Source organism: Streptomyces sp. JLBJ103 (assembly GCF_058215575.1).
Genome location: NZ_CM177089.1, coordinates 660131 through 676548 on the forward strand (window position 1 = coordinate 660131; position 16418 = coordinate 676548).

Annotated in this window: 18 protein-coding genes and 1 pseudogene; 10 read left to right on the forward strand and 9 right to left on the reverse strand. The window is 69.9% G+C overall.

All coding sequences use genetic code 11. From position 1 onward, the window contains the following. Window positions 1–68: 68 nt before the first annotated feature. A complete protein-coding gene (locus AC4BEG_RS02760; protein ID WP_490704308.1) occupies window positions 69–1019 on the forward strand; it encodes a cytochrome c oxidase assembly protein in 951 nt (316 codons plus the stop codon). A gap of 161 nt (window positions 1020–1180) precedes the next feature. Here AC4BEG_RS02760 and AC4BEG_RS02765 read toward each other — a convergent pair whose 3' ends face one another. Continuing rightward, a complete protein-coding gene (locus AC4BEG_RS02765; RefSeq protein ID WP_490704309.1) occupies window positions 1181–2134 on the reverse strand; it encodes an IS481 family transposase in 954 nt (317 codons plus the stop codon). Between the two features lie 233 nt (window positions 2135–2367). Between AC4BEG_RS02765 and AC4BEG_RS02770 the strand changes: the two genes are divergently transcribed. After that, on the forward strand, window positions 2368–2523 hold the full coding sequence (locus AC4BEG_RS02770; RefSeq protein WP_201876269.1) for a hypothetical protein: 156 nt from the start codon (window positions 2368–2370) through the stop codon (window positions 2521–2523). Window positions 2524–2545: 22 nt separating this feature from the next. Here the strand turns inward: AC4BEG_RS02770 and AC4BEG_RS02775 are convergent, their stop codons facing one another. Genes AC4BEG_RS02775 through AC4BEG_RS02795 form a run of 5 tightly spaced genes read right to left on the reverse strand, consistent with a single transcriptional unit; the run spans window position 2546 to window position 7075 of the window. Next, on the reverse strand, window positions 2546–4045 hold the full coding sequence (locus AC4BEG_RS02775; protein WP_490704310.1) for a cytochrome P450: 1500 nt from the start codon (window positions 4043–4045) through the stop codon (window positions 2546–2548). Continuing rightward, on the reverse strand, window positions 4042–4773 hold the full coding sequence (locus tag AC4BEG_RS02780; RefSeq protein ID WP_490704311.1) for a GTP-binding protein: 732 nt from the start codon (window positions 4771–4773) through the stop codon (window positions 4042–4044). Before AC4BEG_RS02780 ends, AC4BEG_RS02775 begins: the two co-directional genes overlap by 4 nt. Continuing rightward, on the reverse strand, window positions 4754–5125 hold the full coding sequence (locus AC4BEG_RS02785) for a DUF742 domain-containing protein (protein ID WP_490704312.1): 372 nt from the start codon (window positions 5123–5125) through the stop codon (window positions 4754–4756). The genes AC4BEG_RS02780 and AC4BEG_RS02785 overlap by 20 nt, the downstream gene beginning before the upstream one ends. Continuing rightward, window positions 5122–5538 (reverse strand): roadblock/LC7 domain-containing protein, encoded by a 417-nt coding sequence (locus AC4BEG_RS02790; RefSeq protein WP_490704313.1) that lies wholly within the window; start codon window positions 5536–5538, stop codon window positions 5122–5124. The genes AC4BEG_RS02785 and AC4BEG_RS02790 overlap by 4 nt, the downstream gene beginning before the upstream one ends. After that, entirely contained in the window at window positions 5531–7075 is a 1545-nt protein-coding gene (locus tag AC4BEG_RS02795) for a sensor histidine kinase (RefSeq protein WP_490704314.1), read from the reverse strand. The genes AC4BEG_RS02790 and AC4BEG_RS02795 overlap by 8 nt, the downstream gene beginning before the upstream one ends. Before the next feature lie 327 nt (window positions 7076–7402). On the opposite strand from AC4BEG_RS02795, the pseudogene AC4BEG_RS02800 reads away from it, so the two are divergent. Beyond that, window positions 7403–7755 (forward strand): annotated as a pseudogene (locus tag AC4BEG_RS02800) (lysophospholipid acyltransferase family protein); the annotation flags it as partial. 106 nt (window positions 7756–7861) lie between these two features. After that, window positions 7862–8917, forward strand: coding sequence for an NAD-dependent epimerase/dehydratase family protein (locus tag AC4BEG_RS02805; protein WP_490704315.1), 1056 nt, complete (start codon window positions 7862–7864; stop codon window positions 8915–8917). 71 nt (window positions 8918–8988) lie between these two features. On the opposite strand, the gene AC4BEG_RS02810 is transcribed toward AC4BEG_RS02805, so the two are convergent. Then, a complete protein-coding gene (locus tag AC4BEG_RS02810; RefSeq protein WP_490706963.1) occupies window positions 8989–10596 on the reverse strand; it encodes an alpha/beta hydrolase in 1608 nt (535 codons plus the stop codon). A 387-nt stretch (window positions 10597–10983) separates the two neighbouring features. Between AC4BEG_RS02810 and AC4BEG_RS02815 the strand changes: the two genes are divergently transcribed. Continuing rightward, the gene (locus tag AC4BEG_RS02815) at window positions 10984–11943 is read left to right on the forward strand and encodes a M28 family metallopeptidase (RefSeq protein WP_490704316.1); all 960 of its coding nucleotides are present in this window, start codon (window positions 10984–10986) and stop codon (window positions 11941–11943) included. 36 nt (window positions 11944–11979) lie between these two features. Here the strand turns inward: AC4BEG_RS02815 and AC4BEG_RS02820 are convergent, their stop codons facing one another. Next, window positions 11980–12282 (reverse strand): type II toxin-antitoxin system Phd/YefM family antitoxin, encoded by a 303-nt coding sequence (locus tag AC4BEG_RS02820; protein WP_490704317.1) that lies wholly within the window; start codon window positions 12280–12282, stop codon window positions 11980–11982. A gap of 103 nt (window positions 12283–12385) precedes the next feature. Here AC4BEG_RS02820 and AC4BEG_RS02825 point away from each other — a divergent pair, with 103 nt between their 5' ends. From AC4BEG_RS02825 to AC4BEG_RS02845, 5 genes are all read left to right on the forward strand, one after another. After that, window positions 12386–13021, forward strand: coding sequence for an ATP-dependent Clp protease proteolytic subunit (locus tag AC4BEG_RS02825; RefSeq protein WP_490704318.1), 636 nt, complete (start codon window positions 12386–12388; stop codon window positions 13019–13021). Between the two features lie 7 nt (window positions 13022–13028). After that, window positions 13029–13337, forward strand: coding sequence for a hypothetical protein (locus AC4BEG_RS02830; protein WP_490704319.1), 309 nt, complete (start codon window positions 13029–13031; stop codon window positions 13335–13337). Window positions 13338–13606: 269 nt separating this feature from the next. Continuing rightward, window positions 13607–14086: a C40 family peptidase gene (locus tag AC4BEG_RS02835; protein ID WP_490704320.1), complete on the forward strand. Its 480-nt coding sequence runs from the start codon at window positions 13607–13609 to the stop codon at window positions 14084–14086. A gap of 90 nt (window positions 14087–14176) precedes the next feature. Beyond that, on the forward strand, window positions 14177–14572 hold the full coding sequence (locus AC4BEG_RS02840) for a VOC family protein (RefSeq protein ID WP_490704321.1): 396 nt from the start codon (window positions 14177–14179) through the stop codon (window positions 14570–14572). Between the two features lie 99 nt (window positions 14573–14671). After that, window positions 14672–15877, forward strand: coding sequence for a nucleotidyl cyclase domain-containing protein (locus AC4BEG_RS02845; protein WP_490704322.1), 1206 nt, complete (start codon window positions 14672–14674; stop codon window positions 15875–15877). 13 nt (window positions 15878–15890) lie between these two features. Here the strand turns inward: AC4BEG_RS02845 and AC4BEG_RS02850 are convergent, their stop codons facing one another. Further along, window positions 15891–16331, reverse strand: coding sequence for an ATP-binding protein (locus AC4BEG_RS02850; protein ID WP_490704323.1), 441 nt, complete (start codon window positions 16329–16331; stop codon window positions 15891–15893). Window positions 16332–16418: the final 87 nt, after the last annotated feature.

A 16418-nucleotide genomic window follows, 5' to 3' on the forward strand; every position in this document is an offset into this window, starting at 1 on the left:
GACCGGTTCTACGCTGGTGCGGGCACATCGGTGCACAGCGGGAGAACAGGGAAGGCCGGGGAGAGTCAATGGATCACGGCGGGCACGGCATGGACATGGATCTGCCGCCGTTCACCTTGTCGCGAGGGCTGGAGTTCGGCGGCGATCCGCTCTTCCTGGTCGGCTCCCTGGTGGCGCTCGGCCTGTACGGCTGGGGCGCCGCGCGGCTGTGGCGGCGCGGTGACTCCTGGCCGGTGGGGCGGCTGGTCTCGTTCACCCTCGGCGTGCTGACCATCGTGATCGCGATGTGCACCAAGCTGAACGACTACGGCATGGTCATGTTCAGCGTCCATATGGTGCAGCACATGATCATCAGCATGGTCTCGCCGATCCTGCTGCTGCTGGGCGCGCCGGTGACCCTGGCCCTGCGCGCCCTGCCCGCGGCCGGGCGCGGCCGCAAGGGGCCGCGGGAGCTGCTGGTGGCACTGCTGCACAGCCGCTATATGCGGGTGATCACCCATCCGGTGTTCACGATCCCGCTGTTCATCGCGAGCCTGTACGCGCTCTACTTCACCCCGCTCTTCGACTTCCTCATGGAGAGCAAGCCCGGACACCTGGCGATGATGGTCCACTTCCTCGCGGTGGGCCTGGTGTTCTTCTGGCCGATCATGGGCGTGGACCCGGGTCCGCACCGGCCGGGCTATGTGATGCGGATGCTGGAGCTGTTCGCGGGCATGCCGTTCCACGCGTTCTTCGGGATCGCGCTGATGATGGCGACCGAGCCCATGATCGGCACCTATGAGCACCCGCCCGCCTCGCTGGGCATCGACGCGCTGTCGGACCAGAACGCGGCGGGCGGTATCGCCTGGGCGTTCAGCGAGATCCCGTCGGTGATCGTCCTGGTGGCGCTGGTCTACCAGTGGTACAAGTCCGATCAGCGCCAGGCGCGGCGGGCGGACCGCACCGCGGACCGGGACGGCGACCAGGAGCTCGAGGCGTACAACGCCTATCTCGCCTCGCTCCAGAGCCGCGGCCGCTAGGCCCTGTCCTGCCGATCTTCGCGGGCCCGCGACGCCTGGCACCGCACCTCGCCGCGTTGTCGGGATCATCCGAGTACGCCCAGTACGAGGACGACCCTCCGCCTTGCGATCCACGGCACCAGACACCGTGGGCTGATCCACGAAGATCGACAGGACAGGACCTAGGTGTCTTGCCCTGTGAGGTTGGGGACGCGGCTGGCGGGTGGTTGGCCCTTCAGCGCGGTGTGTCCGCGGTGGTGATTGTAGGTGTGCAGCCAGCCGGGGAAGGCTTCGCGTCGCTCGGTCTCTGATCGGTAGGGGCGGGCGTAGGCCCATTCGTCGAGCAGGGTGCGGTTGAGGCGTTCGACCTTGCCATTGGTCTGGGGGCGGTAAGGCCGGGTTCGCTTGTGGGTGATCCCAGCCGCCGCGAGGGCTTCGCGCCAGTCGCGTGAGCGGTAGCAGGCGCCGTTGTCGGTCAGAACCCGCTCGACGGTGATCCCGCACGAGGTGAAGAATGCCTGGGCCCGGGTCCAGAAGGCCGTCGCGGTCTCCTTCTTCTCGTTGCCGAGGATCTCGCTGTAGGCCAGGCGGGAGTGGTCGTCGACGGCGGTGTGGATGTAGCTGTAGCCGGCGTTCTTGCGGGTCTTGCGCCCCGCTTGGCGGCCCAGCATCTTGTGGCCGCCACCGTCGGGGATGTTGCCGAGCTTCTTGATGTCCACGTGGATCAGTTCGCCCGGCCGGTCGCGTTCGTAGCGGCGTATGACGTGTCCGGTGGCCCGGTCCAGGTGTGTGAGCCGGGCCAGCCGGTAGCGGGTCAGCACGCGGTGCACGGTCGAAGGCACCAGGCCCAGCAGGTGGGCGATGCGGGCCGGGCCCCACCGGCGCTGGAGGCGGACCTTGATGATCCGGCGTTCGGTGCGGGTCGGGGTACGTCGTGGGCTCGTGTGTGGCCGGGAGGACCGGTCGGTCATACCTGTCTCGCCGAGCAGACAGTAGCGGTCCGCCCATCGCTGGGCTGTGGTCGGTGAGACCTGGAAACGTTCGGCGGCACGGCGCAGGGTCCAGCCGTCCTCGACCACACAGCGGGCGAGGCGAAGACGGCCGGTCTCAGTCAGGGGTGCATTACGGTGGGGCAAGAGGGCCTTCTCGGTGCTCGGTGGAGATGTCGCAATCCACACCGAAGCCGGAAGGCCCTCACTCGTTCAAGACCACCAAGCCGTGCCGTCCATCACCAACCTCTGTGGACAGAACACCTAGGCCCTGGGAGGCGCTGGCGGCCGGGCCCCGGCCGCGAGACGATATGCCCCGGCCCGTGGTGGGGCCGTGGTTCTGGCGATAGGTCGTCAGAACCGCCGTGAGGAGGTCGGGGATGCCCGGATCCACGAAGGCGATGACGGTGTGCACGGTGGGGGGCCTGGTGATGGTGACGGCCTACACCGTGGCCCTGGGCAGCAATGGATGGCTCTGGTTCAGCTGGGTGGTGCTCGGCCTGCTGACCGTGGGGGTGGTGCTGGCGCGCTCCTGAGGCGAACGGCGGGCCCCAGAGGTCAGTCCCGGCCGCCGGAGTCCGCTTGCCGCGCCGGGGCCGCCGCGCGGCCCAGCAGCCGCCGCCACAGCGCGCGCCACCACGGCACCGACGGCGGTGTCTCGGAGACCACCACCGGCGGCCGCGGGGCCGCGGGCGGTTCCTCCTCGGGCACCCGGCGCGCCCGGCTCTCGGGCGAGAGCGTGGTGCCCGAGGTGTCCTCCACGATGTCGGGCTGGGCGCGGCGCGGGGAGAATTCGGCGGGCAGCGCCTCCAGCCGCCGGGAGATCCAGGTGGCATGCCAGCTCAGCTCGGATTCCGGGACGGCCAGCCGGAGATCGGGCAACCGCAGCAGCAGCGTGTCGATGGCGGTGTCGGTGATGGCACGGCCGATGTCCTGTCCGGGGCACTCATGGGGGCCGCCGCTGAAGGACAGATGGGAGCGGTTGCCGTACATGGGGGCGCCGATGTCGGGGCGGATGGCCGGGTCGACGTTCCCGGCGGCCAGCCCGAGCAGCAGCATGTCCCCCGCCTTGATCTGCTGACCGCCCAACTCGGTGTCCCCGGTGGCCCAGCGGCCGGGGATGACCGTGAGCGGCGGTTCGTTCCACAGCACATGCTCGATGGCGTCCGGCAAGGTCATATGGCCACCGGCGAGCGAGGCGCGGAAGCGCGGATCGGTGAGGACCATGCGCAGGGTGTTGGCCATCAGATTGGTGGTGGTCTCGTTCCCGGTGAGCAGTACCAGCCGCAGATGCTGGACGACCTCCTCCTCGGTGAGCTCCGAGGGGTGGTCCAGCAGCCAGGACGCCAGGTCCTCGGCGGGCGCGGTCCGTCTGCGGTCCACCAGGCTCTGGATGGCCTCGGTGACGTAGGCGTCGCTGCGCAGCGCGGTGTCGGTGCCCTGCATCAGGTCCCGGGTGGCGGCGACCAGCCGTGGGCCGTACTCGTCGGGCATACCGAGCAGATGGGTGAGGACCAGCATGGGCAGCTGCTGGGCGAAGCCCGCCACCAGATCGGCCTCGCCGTCCGCGCAGAAGTCGTTGACCAACTGGTGGGTGAAGCGGGTGATGTGGCGGCGGATCCCGCGCCGGTCGAGGCGGCCCATGGACTCGGTGAGCGCCGCCCGCAGCCGCTCGTGCTCATCGCCGTCGGCGAAGGTGCACATGGGCTGCCACCCGACCACGGGCAGCAGCGGGGAGTCGGGGGGCAGGGTGCCCTCCTTCCAGGCGTACCAGTGCCGGGAGTCGCGGGAGAAGCGGGAGGGAGTGCGGGTCACCTCCAGGTTCTCGCGGTAGCCGAGCAGCAGCCAGGCCGGTACGTCGCCGTCGAGCCGGATCGGGGCCACCGCCCCGTGCTCGGCGCGCAGCCGCTCGTACAGGGCCATCGGGTCCTTCGCGTTCTCCGGTCCGAAGAGATCCGTCGTGGCGCCCTCGGACATCAGGGCGTGGGCGGGGCATTCGACGGGTGGCGCGGCCGGGTGCCCGGTGCCGGTGCCGCGGTGGTCGGAGGGAGGGGTCACGGTGTCTCCGGGGTCATGGTGGTGAGGGCTTGCAGATAGCTCACGAGGGTGATGAGGGTGTCGCGGCTGGAACGGCGGTCGCGGGCATCGCAGTCGATCATCGGGACGGCGTCGGGCAGATCCATGGCCGCGCGCAGGTCTGCCATGGGGTACACGGGCGCCTCGGGGAAGGCGTTGACCGCCACCACGAAGGGCACTCCGCGCTCCTCGAGCCGGCCGACCACATCGAAGCTGACCTCGAGTCTGCGGGTGTCGAGCAGAACCACGGCACCGAGCGCGCCCTCGAAGAGGCCGTTCCACAGGAACCAGAAGCGTTCCTGGCCCGGAGTGCCGAAGAGATAGAGCACCAGCCGTTCGTTGAGGCTGATCCGGCCGAAGTCCATGGCCACGGTGGTCTCGGTCTTGCGCTCCACCCCGGCGAGGTCGTCGACGCCGACTCCGGCCTGGGTCATGGTCTCCTCGGTGGTCAGCGGGCGGATCTCGCTGACGGAGCCAACCATGGTCGTCTTGCCGACGCCGAACCCTCCGACGATCACCACCTTGACGGCCGCCGCGGCGGAGGCGGGGAGGATGTCCTCGCTGCGCGGCCCGACAAGCCCGACAAGCCCGTCATTGCCGCCATCGCTGCCGTTGCCGTTGCCGTTGCCGTTGCCGTTGCCGTTGCCGTTGCCGTTGCCGTTGCCGTTGCCGTTGCCGTTGCCGTTGCCGTCAGAGATTCTGTAGTCCATGCATCACCGCCTGGAGCAGTTCGGGGTCGGGCAGCACGGCGGCGGGGACCGGCGCCCGCGCTTCCACTCGGTGGTCCTTGAGCAGCCCCGCGAGGATCACGGAGACGGTGGAGACGGGCAGCACCAGATACGCGGAGATCTCCGCCACGGAGAGGGGGAACTGACACATCCTCAGCACAGCGGCGATCTCGGGCTGCATCCCCGGTTCCGGTTCGGTCCGCGCCACGATCAGGCTGACCAGTTCGACGGAGGTCCGGTCGGACTGCACACGGCCACGGGTGACGGTGTACAGCCGCTCGGGGCCGCCCTCGTCCCAGTCCTTGCCGGTCCCGCCCCTGTCCGGCCGGCTCATGCCAGTCCGTCGACACGGGGCGGGCTGCTCAGATGTTCTCCGAGCCGGGCGACCAGGTCCCGCATGCACTGGCCCATCAGCCCCGCGTCCACGCTCTCCTCGGCGAGAACCGCCAGATACGAACTGACTCCGGCCGCCATCAGATAGAAGAATCCGCCGACGACCTCGATGACCACCAGTCTCATCCGCCCGTCACCTTCGGGGAATTCGGCGGCGATCGCGGTCGACAGGCTCTGCAATCCCGCGCAGGCGGCGGCCAGCCGGTCGGCGGTGTCCTCGTCGGTCCCGACCTGTGCCATGCACAGACCGTCCGAGGAGAGCAGGACCACGTGGCGGGTCTGGGGAACGCTGGACGCCAGGTCCCGGAGCATCCAGTCCATGTTGAACCGCGCTTGCCTCACTTGGCTATTCATCCTTGTTCGAGGGGTCTGTGGGGTCTGTGAAGTCCGAGGGGATTGACGCGGTGTCCGTGGCTTCCGCGGCTTCCGCGTCGTCCGTGGCGTCCGAGGGCTCCCCGGAGAGGCCCTTGTGGAACGCGGCCAGCCACATCCCGGGCTGCACCCGCGGCGCGGCCGGTTCGGCGGGCCGGTCGGCGGCCGGGGCGGGCGGCTCTGCGTCGACCCGGATGGGCGGGGTCACCACCGGCATCCGGCGGCGGCGCTGCGGCAGTCCGGCGCCGTTCTGGCGGAACCCCGGGTGGCCCGGAGCGGGTTTGGCGACCCGCGCGGGCATCGGCGTCGGTGTCGCGCGCTTGACCGGCTTGGGCGGCGGCAGCTTGGCGGCGCGGGCGATGGCTCCGCCGGGCGCGGGAGTGGGACAGGTGATGTCCTGTGGTACGACCAGCACGGCGCGCACCCCGCCGTACGCGGAGGGCCGCAGCGAGATCTGGAACCGGTACTTCAGCGCGAGCCGTCCGACCACGGCGAGGCCCAGCCGTGGTGTCTCGCCCAGGTCGTTGAGATCCAGTCCGGTGGACGCCTGGGCCAGCACCAGTTCGGTGCGGCGCCGCGCCTCCGCGGACAGTCCGACCCCGGCGTCCTCGATCTCGACCGCGATCCCGGACTGGACCTCGATCGCGGTGAGATGCACCCGGGTCTTGGGCGGTGAATAGCGGGTGGCATTGTCCAGCAGTTCGGCCAGGGCGTGGATCAGCGGCTCCACCGAGGGTCCGACGATGGCGACATCCGCCACCGAGTGCAGATCCACCCGCTGGTACTCGAGGATGCGCGACATGGCGCCGCGGAGCACGTTGAACAGCGGCACCTCCTTTTGCCACTGACGCCCCGGGCGGGAGCCGCCCAGCACCGCGATACTGTCCGCCAGCCTGCCGACCAGGGCGTTGCCGTGGTCGATATGGAGCAGGTCCTCGAAGACCTCGGGGTCCGCGCCGTGCTTGTCCTCCAGCTCCCGCAGATCTTGGGCCTGTTGGTGGACGATGGCCTGCACCCGGCGGGCGATGTTGACGAACGCCCGCTGTGCCGCGTCGCGCAGGTCCTCCTCCGCCCGCACCGTCTCCAGCATCGCGCGCAGCAGCGCCCGGTGCGCGGATTCGAAGTCCCGGTCGAGGCCGGGTGCGTGGTCGATCTCCTTCATGACGTCGTCGACCATGCTGCCGCGCCGCAGCCGGTCCACCGCGGCGGGCAGCAGATCGCGAGTCAGCCGCCGGATCTCCTCCTCCTGCTCCACCAGCCGCCGGCGGAGTCCGTCCTCCTGGGCGGCGAACCGTTCGCGCAGGGTGGCGATCAGACGGCCACGGCGCATCGACTCGGCCGCCGCCAGGGCCACCACCAGCGTCGCCACCACCCCGCACCAGGCGACCGCCGTCCGTGCCCCGGCCGGGACCGCGATCACGGCGAGCGCCGCGCAGACCGCCGTCGCGGCGGGGGGAAGGACCCATACGAGCGTGGAGGCGGGCCGTCGGCCTCCGGGTGAGGCGCCAGCGAAAACCATTGGCTTCCTTAGGAAGAGCGGAAGAAAATGCGTGCGAGGAGCTCGCTATGGGCCCAGGAGCATAGCGCTTTCATCAGGCACCGAGACGAAGATGCTTTTTTCTCGGAATTGCACTGAAGAGCGAATTCATTCAGAGCAAAGAATCGATCAAATTCATTCACATTCTCCTGCATCTCGAAACCCCACACCTATCAAAGGCCGCTCATTCCAGGTGATTACGGACATTGCGCGGTGACTCTCCGCAGGGGCAACCTGGTTGTAGAGTCTGTCGGTTGGCCACACAGGTGTGGAGGGCGGTCGCGTGTTCTACAGGTGCTCAAATACGTGCTGTTGGGGCCATTGCTGAGGCTTCTCTTCCGGCCCCGGGTCGAGGGGATCGAGCACATCCCGGCCGAGGGCGCCGCCATCGTCGCCGGGAATCACCTGTCGTTCTCCGATCATTTTCTGATGCCCGCGATCGTGCCGCGCCGCATCACCTTTCTCGCCAAGGCGGAGTACTTCACCGGACCGGGCCTCAAAGGCGGCTGACCGCGGCGTTCTTCCGCGGCGCCGGTCAGATTCCGGTGGACCGCGCGGGCGCGAGGCGGCCGGGGCGGCGCTGCGCTCGGGACTCGCGGTGCTGCGCAAGGGCCGGTTGCTGGGCATCTATCCGGAGGGCACCCCGCTCGCACGACGGACGGCAGGCCGAGCGGTCCCGGCACCGTCCCGGACCGTTACGCTGACGGCGAATCTGCCACCAGCCGATTGCCCTGGGCGTGCCTGAACGGTGGACCGTAGCGTCCCGGCATGACCACAGCAGATGTATGCGTGATCGGGGCGACCGGGCAGATCGGACGGGCGGCGGTGCGCGCGCTGGCCGAGGAGGGCCGGCGGGTGCGGGCGGCCTCCCGGAGCGGGGGCCGTGATGAGCGCTGGCCCGGGGACGTGGAGAGCGTGGCCCTGGACCGGGAGGACGACGCGGCGGTGGCCGCCCTCGTCGGGGACGGCTGCGAGGTGCTGGTCGACTGTGTCGCCTACGGCCGCGCGCACGCAAGGCAGTTGCTGGGCCTGGCGGACCGGATCGGCTCGGCGGTGGTGATCTCCAGCGTCATGGTGTACCAGGACGACCGGGGCCGCGGCTTCGGCACCCAGGACCGGCCGGACGGCGCCCCGGTGTACCCGGTGCCGATCCTGGAATCCCAGCGCACCGTGCCCCCGGGGGACACCGCCGGGAACCGCAAGGTCGCCCTGGAGCGGGAGTTGCTGGCCGCGGGCGACCGGCTGCCGGTAACCCTGCTGCGGGCCGGAGCGATCCACGGCCCCCACTGCCGCACCCCGCGCGAGCTGTTCTTCGTCAAGCGGGTGCTCGACGGGCGACCGGTGCGCGTACTGGCGTACGGCGGCCGCAGCCGCTTCCACCCGGTGCATGTGGACAATCTCGCGGAGCTGATACGGCTGGCCGCCCACCGGCCCGGGTCGCGGGTGCTCAACGCGGGCGATCCACAGGCGCCGACGGTGGCCGATATCGCCGCCGCGGTGGACGCCGTGATGGGGGCGCGGAGTGAACTGGTACTGATCGACGGCGGGCCACCGCTTGCGCACGTGGGCGTCACCCCGTGGAGCCTCCCGCACCCCGTGATCTTCGACATGACGGCGGCGGAGCGGGAGTTGGGCTACCGCCCGGTCACCGACTACGCCGAGTCGCTGCCGGAGACGGTGGAGTGGCTGGCCCGGCGGCTCACCGACGGCGGGGGCTGGCCCGCCGCGTTCCCGGAGATGGCCGCGGCCTACGGCCCGAAGATCGATCTGTTCGACTACGCGGCCGAGGACGCCTGGCTGGGCAGCCGCGGCCGGGCCGTCTGATCCACCTCGCCGGAAAGGGCCGGGCCCGGTTCCGTACGCGCCGACACGTACGGAACCGGGCCCGGTGGTGGTTACTTGACGGCGGTGGCCTTGGAGACCTTCGCCGCCTTGGCCGCCTTGGCGGCCGAGTCGGACTTCGCGGGCACCGGCGTGGCGTGCGGACCGCACGTCACGTCCGCGGCGTCCACCGTGCCCTTGAGCAGGTAGGCGTCCACCCGGTCGTTGATGCAGGCGTTGACCAGGCCGGTCACGCCGTGCGAACCCGCGTCCTTCTCGGTGATCAGACGCGAGCCCTTGAGCCTCTTGTGCAGCTCCACGGCGCCGTCGTACGGGGTCGCGGCGTCGCGGGTGCTCTGCACGATGAGGGTCTTGGGCAGGCCCTTGGCGGCGCCCACCTCCAGCGGGGTGTGCTGCTTGGCGCCCCAGGTGGCGCACGGCAGGTTCATCCAGGCGTTGGACCAGGTCAGGAAGGGGTAGTCCCGGTGCAGCCGGGTGTTGTCCCGGTCCCACTTGGCCCAGCTGGTCGGCCACTTGGTGTCGGCGCACTCCACGGCGGTGTAGACCGCGTTGCTGTTCTCCGAGGCGATGTTGCCCGCGGTGTCGGACATGTCCGGGCCCGCGGCCTCGATCAGCGGCTTGTCGTCACCGGCGAGGTAGGCGCTCCACACCTCCGCGACCTGGGTCCACGCGGAGTCGTAGTACGGAGCGCTCTGGAAGAAGGCGAGCAGTTCGGCCGGGCCCACGACCCCGCCGATGGGGCTCTTCTTGGCGGTCGCGCGCAGGGTGTCCCACTGCTTCTGGACCGCGTCCGGGGTGTTGCCGATGTGGTAGGCGGCGTCGTTCTTGGCGACCCACGCCTTCCAGTCGTTCCAGCGCATCTCGAAGGCGACGTCCTGGTCCAGGTTGGCCTGGTACCAGATCTTCTCCCGCGAGGGGTTGACCACGCTGTCGACGATCAGCCGGCGCACGTGGTTCGGGAACAGCGTGGCGTAGACACCACCGATGTACGTTCCGTAGGACACGCCGAGGTAGTTGAGCTTCTTGTCGCCGAGCGCGGCCCGGATGACGTCGATGTCACGCGCGGTGTTCGGCGTCGTCATATGGGGCAGCATCCGGCCGCTGCGCTCCTTGCAGCCCCGCGCGTACTTCTTGGCCAGCTTGCGCTGGACGCGCTTGTCCGCCTCGCTGTCGGGCACCGGGTCCAGCTTGGGCGCCTTGACGAACTCCTGCGGGTCGACGCAGGAGATGGGAGCGGAGTGGCCGACACCGCGCGGGTCGAAGCCGACGAAGTCATATGCCTTCGCGGCCTTCGCCCACACCGGGTTCTTGTTGGTGACCCGGGTCGGGAAGCGCATGCCCGAACCGCCCGGACCACCCGGGTTGTAGACCAGCGAGCCCTGGCGCTCGGAGGCGGAGCCGGTGTTGCCGATCCGGTCCACCGCAATCTTGATCTTGCGGCCGTCGGGCTTGGCGTAGTCCAGCGGCACGGTGACGTAGCCGCACTGAATGGGCTTGGCCAGGCCCCAGTCGGCCGGGCAGTCCTGCCAGTCGATGCCTTTCTTCGCGGCCTTGGCCGCGGCGATGGCAACACCACGGGCCTCGGCGGCGCCGCCCGGCGTCCGCTCGGAGGCACCCGCGGTGGGAGCGGCCAGCGCCGCAGTTATCAGCGCACCGGTCATCACACCACCGGCCACGCCGAAGAGTGCTGTGCGTCTCACGTAGTTATCCCCCTGCATGGTTGCGCCGCTCGTGACGGCGATGATCACAGAGTGTCAGGAGGATTCTTGTGGCTGGCTTACCGCCGAGTACAGGGCAAACCGTCATTTCTTTATCAACACGTGAACATCAGCCCAACGGCGTAGGGGGTCCCGCCGCATGGCGTTCCCTGGCTGTCAACACCACTGTAGCGGCCAGTTCTCGCAGGTCGGGGGCGGATGGCTCCGGTCGGCGGGACATGCCGTCCGATATTTGCCCTTGACGGAGGCCCTGTTGACCGTCGATTCTCATGTGCGCACAAATGATCCACCGCTCCGCAACATCCCCCCACATCACAACGGAGCCCAACTGTGAAGCGAATAATGCCGATCCGCCGTGGAGTGCTCGCGGCCGGAGCCAGTGCCGCCCTCGCCGCCGCCCTGCTGTCCGGCGCGTCGATGGCCCAGGCAAGCATCTCCGACTCCTCCGCCGCGGCGGCCCCCGACATTGATGTCGAGGCCGTCAAGGGAGACCTGAAGGAACTTCAGTCCATCGCGGACAGCAACGGCGGCAACCGCGCCCACGGCCAGCCCGGCTACAAGGCGTCCGTGGACTTCATCAAGAAGAAGCTGGACGAGGCCGGGTTCAAGACCACCATCCAGGAGTTCGACAGCGGCGGGGAGAAGGGCTACAACCTCATCGCCGACTGGCCGGGCGGCAGCGAGGACAAGGTCGTCATGGCCGGGTCGCATCTGGACTCGGTCTCCGCGGGCCCCGGAATCAACGACAACGGATCGGGCTCCGCCGCGATCCTGGAGGTCGCGCTCGCCGCGGCCAAGGCCGACCTCAAGCCCACCAAGCACCTGCGGTTCGCCTGGTGGGGCGACGAGGAGGACGGCATGGTCGGCTCCACGCACTACGTGGACAGCCTGGCGTCCGGCGACAAGTCGAAGATCGACTCGTATCTGAACTTCGACATGCTCGGCTCCCCCAACCCGGGGTACTTCGTCTACGACGATGACACCGAGCTGGAGAAGGTCTTCACGGACTGGTTCGCGGCCAAGCAGATCAAGACCGACCCGGAGACCGAGGGCGACGGCCGCTCGGACCACGCGCCGTTCAAGGAGGCGGGCGTGCGGGTCGGCGGTCTGTTCACCGGCGCCGAGGCCACCAAGAGCCAGGAGCAGGCGGACAAGTGGGGCGGCAAGGCGGGCGAGCCGTTCGACCCGTGCTACCACTCCGCATGCGACAAGACGTCGAACATCGACGACAAGGCACTGGATCTGAACACCGACGCGATTGCCAACGCGATCTGGACGCTCAGCTCCTAGGACCTGGCGGGGCCGGCCGAGCGCCGGCCCCGCGCCTCACTCCTTCTGGCCCGGTCGCCGATCCCCGGCGGCCGGGCCGCGGTGTTCGGCGGCGATGCCGAAGCGGCGCCGTTCGCCCGGAGCGGACGACGAGGACCGCACGCTGGAGACGGTACGGATCACCGACTCCTCCGCCTCCGTCCCGTTCCGCTCGAGTCGTTCCAGGTCAGCCGCGGAGACCAGAGCGACAAGCGGCTTTCCGTGGCGGGTGACGACCACCCTCTCCCCGCCGTACACCACGCGGTTGATCAGCTCCGCGAGCTCCGCACGGGCTTGCGTCACCGGAATCTCATAGGCCATGCTCACCATCATAACGAAATGTACGTCCTGTACATTTTATAGAGAGCGCCATGCAGAGAGAGCGCCATACAGAGCGCCTTGCGAGCCGCCGAGAGGTGACGCCATGGAACGACCGACCGCGCGCCATGTCCTGCCCGAGTTCACCGAGCGCACCAGCTCGGGCGCCCGCACCATGGACCCGTACGCCAAGCTCCTCGCAGAGCGGATCGTCTTCCTCGGCACCCCGGTCGACGACACCTCGGCCAACGATGTGATCGCCCAGCTCGTCCACCTCGAGCACGCCGCCCCCGGCCAGGACATCTCGCTCTACATCAACTCCCCCGGCGGCTCATTCGCCGCCATGACCGCGGTCTACGACACGATGCGGTACGTCACCTGCGACATCCAGACGGTCTGCCTGGGTCAAGCCGCCTCGTCCGCCGCCGTACTGCTCGCCGCGGGTACGCCGGGCAAGCGGCTGGCGCTGCCCGGCGCACGGGTCCTGCTGCACCAGGCCGCCATCAGCGAGCCGATCGAGGGCAGCACCTCCGATCTGGCGATCCAGGCGGCGGAGTTGCTGCGCAGCGAGGCGCTGCTCGAGGAGATGCTGGCCCGCCACACCGGCCGGAGCGCCGAGGAGATCCGCACCGATATCGACCGCGAGCGGATCTTCGACGCTCCGGCCGCGGTGGCGTACGGGCTGGTGGACCGGCTCACCGAGCGTCGCGGCGGGCCGGACGCGGCCACCGGAGCGAGGTGAGCAGGGGATGCTTCCACCGGAGCTGCCGCCGCTGCCCGCGCTGACCCGCGCGGAGGGGAACCTCCTCGATGCCTATCTGGAGACGGTCGATCTGCTCGGGCGGGTCAACCCGGCCCGCGCCCGGGACACCTATGCGAGTCTGCGTGCCGCCCAGGCGCTGGTCGGCAGGGCCGTCGCACTGCGTGACGCACTGGAGCTGATGCACCAGCGCGGGGAGAGCGCCCTGCACACCGCCACCCTGGCGCGGGCGCTGCGGGTGCTGGACGGGGAGCGGCGTACCGGGCGGGTCACACTGCCCCCGGCCCGGGGGAGCTGAAGCGGTCGCCCGATCGGCGTAGCCGGAAATCCCGGGGAAGAATCGCCGCCCGCTTGCGCCCAGTGCTGCCGCCCCTCGGCGAAGCAGAGATCGTCACTGGTCAGGAGGGTGGCGAGGGGGAGGGGCGGTCACTCGAACGGGCCATCCGTGAGCACCATCACACAGGGGTGTGTCGCTGCGGAACCAGCGGCCGGGATGCGTGACCATCACTGGGACAACAGACCCCGCCGGAGTACCGGGGTGGGGTCCGCTCATGAAGGGGGTGCGCGATGACTGCGCACATTCGGATCCCCAGGATGGTCTCCCGAGCGAGTGCCGTCTCCGCTCTCACCGTCGCCGCCGTCGGCGGCACCATCGCGGTGCCGGAGTCGCCGCCGGAGGCGAAGGCGGCGTCGACGACCGTCGCCTTCAAGGCGCTCCGGATCGCCGCGTCGCAGAAGGGCGCGCCCTATGTGTACGGCGCGGCGGGGCCGCACCGCTTCGACTGCTCGGGGCTGACGCAGTACGCGTACAAGGGGGCCGGGAAGCCTCTGCCGCGTACCGCGGCGGCACAGTACAACCGGACGCGCCCGATAACGGCCGCCTCGCGCACCCGTGGTGACCTGGTGTTCTTCCACGGCAACCGCGGTGTCTACCACGTCGGCCTCTACGCGGGCGACGGCCGGATCTGGCATGCGCCCAAGACCGGCACCGTGGTACGGCTGGAGCGGATCTGGACCCGCCACGTCTCCTACGGCAAGGTCCGCTGATCCGGGCGGAGTTGCCGGGGCCGCTTTGTCAGAGGCCGGAGGTAGGTTGACGGGGTTGCGGCACCACCCCGTCGACCCTCGGAGACCCGCATGTCCTACCTCAACCCGGTCCGGCACATCACCTTCGACGCCCATGATCCGTACCGGCTGGCGCAGTTCTGGTCACAGCTGACCGGATACCCGCTGGAGGACTCGGATCCGGGCGATGACGACGTGCTGATCACGCCGGACCAACCCGGGGTCCCCGGCCTGCTGTTCCTGCGGGTGCCGGACACCAAGACCGTCAAGAACCGTGTCCACCTCGACATCCAGCCGCCTTCGGGCACGCGGGACGCCGAGGTGGACCGGCTCGTCGGACTCGGCGCGAAGGTCGTCGACGACCGGCGTACGGACGACGGGATGGGCTGGGTGGTCATGTCCGACCTCGAGGGCAATGAGTTCTGTGTGGAGCGCAGCGCGGTGGAGCGCGGTCTGGTGGAGTCCTGAACACTGTCCGGCGGTCGGCCACCTGGAGCGGGTCGGGGCGAGCCGCTAGCGTGAGCCGGTGCCGGCCGTGCACCGGCCGGCACCGGGAGGGGGCGCGTGGTGACCGAGCAGTTCCAGCCGGACCGGACCTACGACCAGGTGTATCTCGTCTTCGTCGACACCTCCGGGTATTCGACGATCGTCCGCTCCAACCCCAGGGACCGGGCCGCCCAGGCCTTCGATCTGCTGCGGGAACGGATGCGGGGCCGGATCGCCCAGCTCTCCGCGCAGTACCGCTGTGCGCGCAGCGATGTCTGGAGCTGGCGCGGCGACGGCGGGTTCTTCGCGGTCCACGACGAGTGCGAGAGCGTGGCCCGCGATGTCGCGCTGGAGGCGGCGCGGACCTTTCTCACCCTCGATCTGCGCCATTTACGGGACGAGTTCGCGCAGGCCGGGGTGGACGGTGAGCTGCATGTGCGGATGGCGGTGCACAAGGGGGCGATCCGGCACAGCGCGGAGGGCCGGACGGGCGCGATCCACTCCCCCGACATCAATCTCGCCGCGCATCTGGAGAAGGTGACTCCGCCGGACTGTCTGGCGGTGTCGGAGGATGTGTACCGCACCGCCGGTCCGTTCGCGGAGCTGTTCACGCCCGTGGGCAGCCATGAGGGCAAGGACGTCTATCTGATGGCGGGCGACGGCGGGCCGGGCGCGGCGGCCAAGGCGTGGCTCGCGGGCCGGGGGCTGGCCGACGGCACACCGGTGTACGCCTATCCCGAGCGGCCGAGTTCACATCAGAAGGCGCGGCTGCTGGACGCGGCGTCGGACGAGGTCCTCGACATGGGGACGGCGCTGCGCACCTCCTCCAGCCGTCTGGTGACCACCGAGCGCCCGGCCCGCTATCGGGACGCGGTGCTGGGGCTGTTACGCCGCGGCGGCACCTACCGCGGTTATCTGCTGGACCCGTCCTCGGAGGCGGCGGACACGCTGGCGCGCCAGTACGAGGAGGACATGGCGCGGAAGATCAAGGATTCGCTGGAGCGGTTCGGCCGGTTCAAGGAGCGTTACGGCGCCGAGGCGGAGGGCTTGCGGGTCTACCAGACGGACGGCTTCCCGGGGTTCTCGGCGCTCGGGATCGACGTGGGCCGCCCGGACGGGCTGATCCTGTACTCCTCGTACCTCATGGGCGCGAGTCCGTACGGGGTGATCGAGCGCGGCGATATGCCGCACTATCTGATCGGCCCGGCCGCCGGGCGGGTCTTCACCCGTATCCGGGAGCTGACCGAGGCGCGTTCGGGGACGGGGCGGGTCGAGCGGGTGTTGTAGCCAGGGGCGCAGCTCAGTTGACCGCTACGGTCCAGGGCAGCGCGATCCAGACGGTCTTGCCACCGTCGTCGGTGGGCGTGATGAAGACGTCGCCGCCCGATTCGGCGGCCAGGGAGTGGATGATGACCAGGCCGCGGCCATGGTCCCGGCCGTGGTCCTGCGGGGTGGCGGCGGGCAGCCGTCCCGGCCACCGGGGATGGCTGTCGGTGACGCCGATCTCCAGCCGCCGGGTGTGGTCGAGCCGGAGGTCGACGGTGAAGGTGGGTGACCGGCCCACGGTGTGCTGGACCGCGTTGGTGGCCAGCTCGGAGACGATGAGCCGGACGGTGTCGGCGGCCTCCGCGCCCGCTCCGAGCCCCCATTCGGCCAGTACGTCCGTCACATAGGCGCGGGCCGCGGGGACCGAGGCGGGGGCGCTCGGCAGAGTGAGGGATGCTTCCTGATGGTCTGCCATGGCGGCCTGTCCCTTTCCGCCGGGGGCGCGGCGCGGACGCGTCGGGTGGTGCCGACGAAGCCGGGGCGTTCCGGGTGGCTTCGGCGT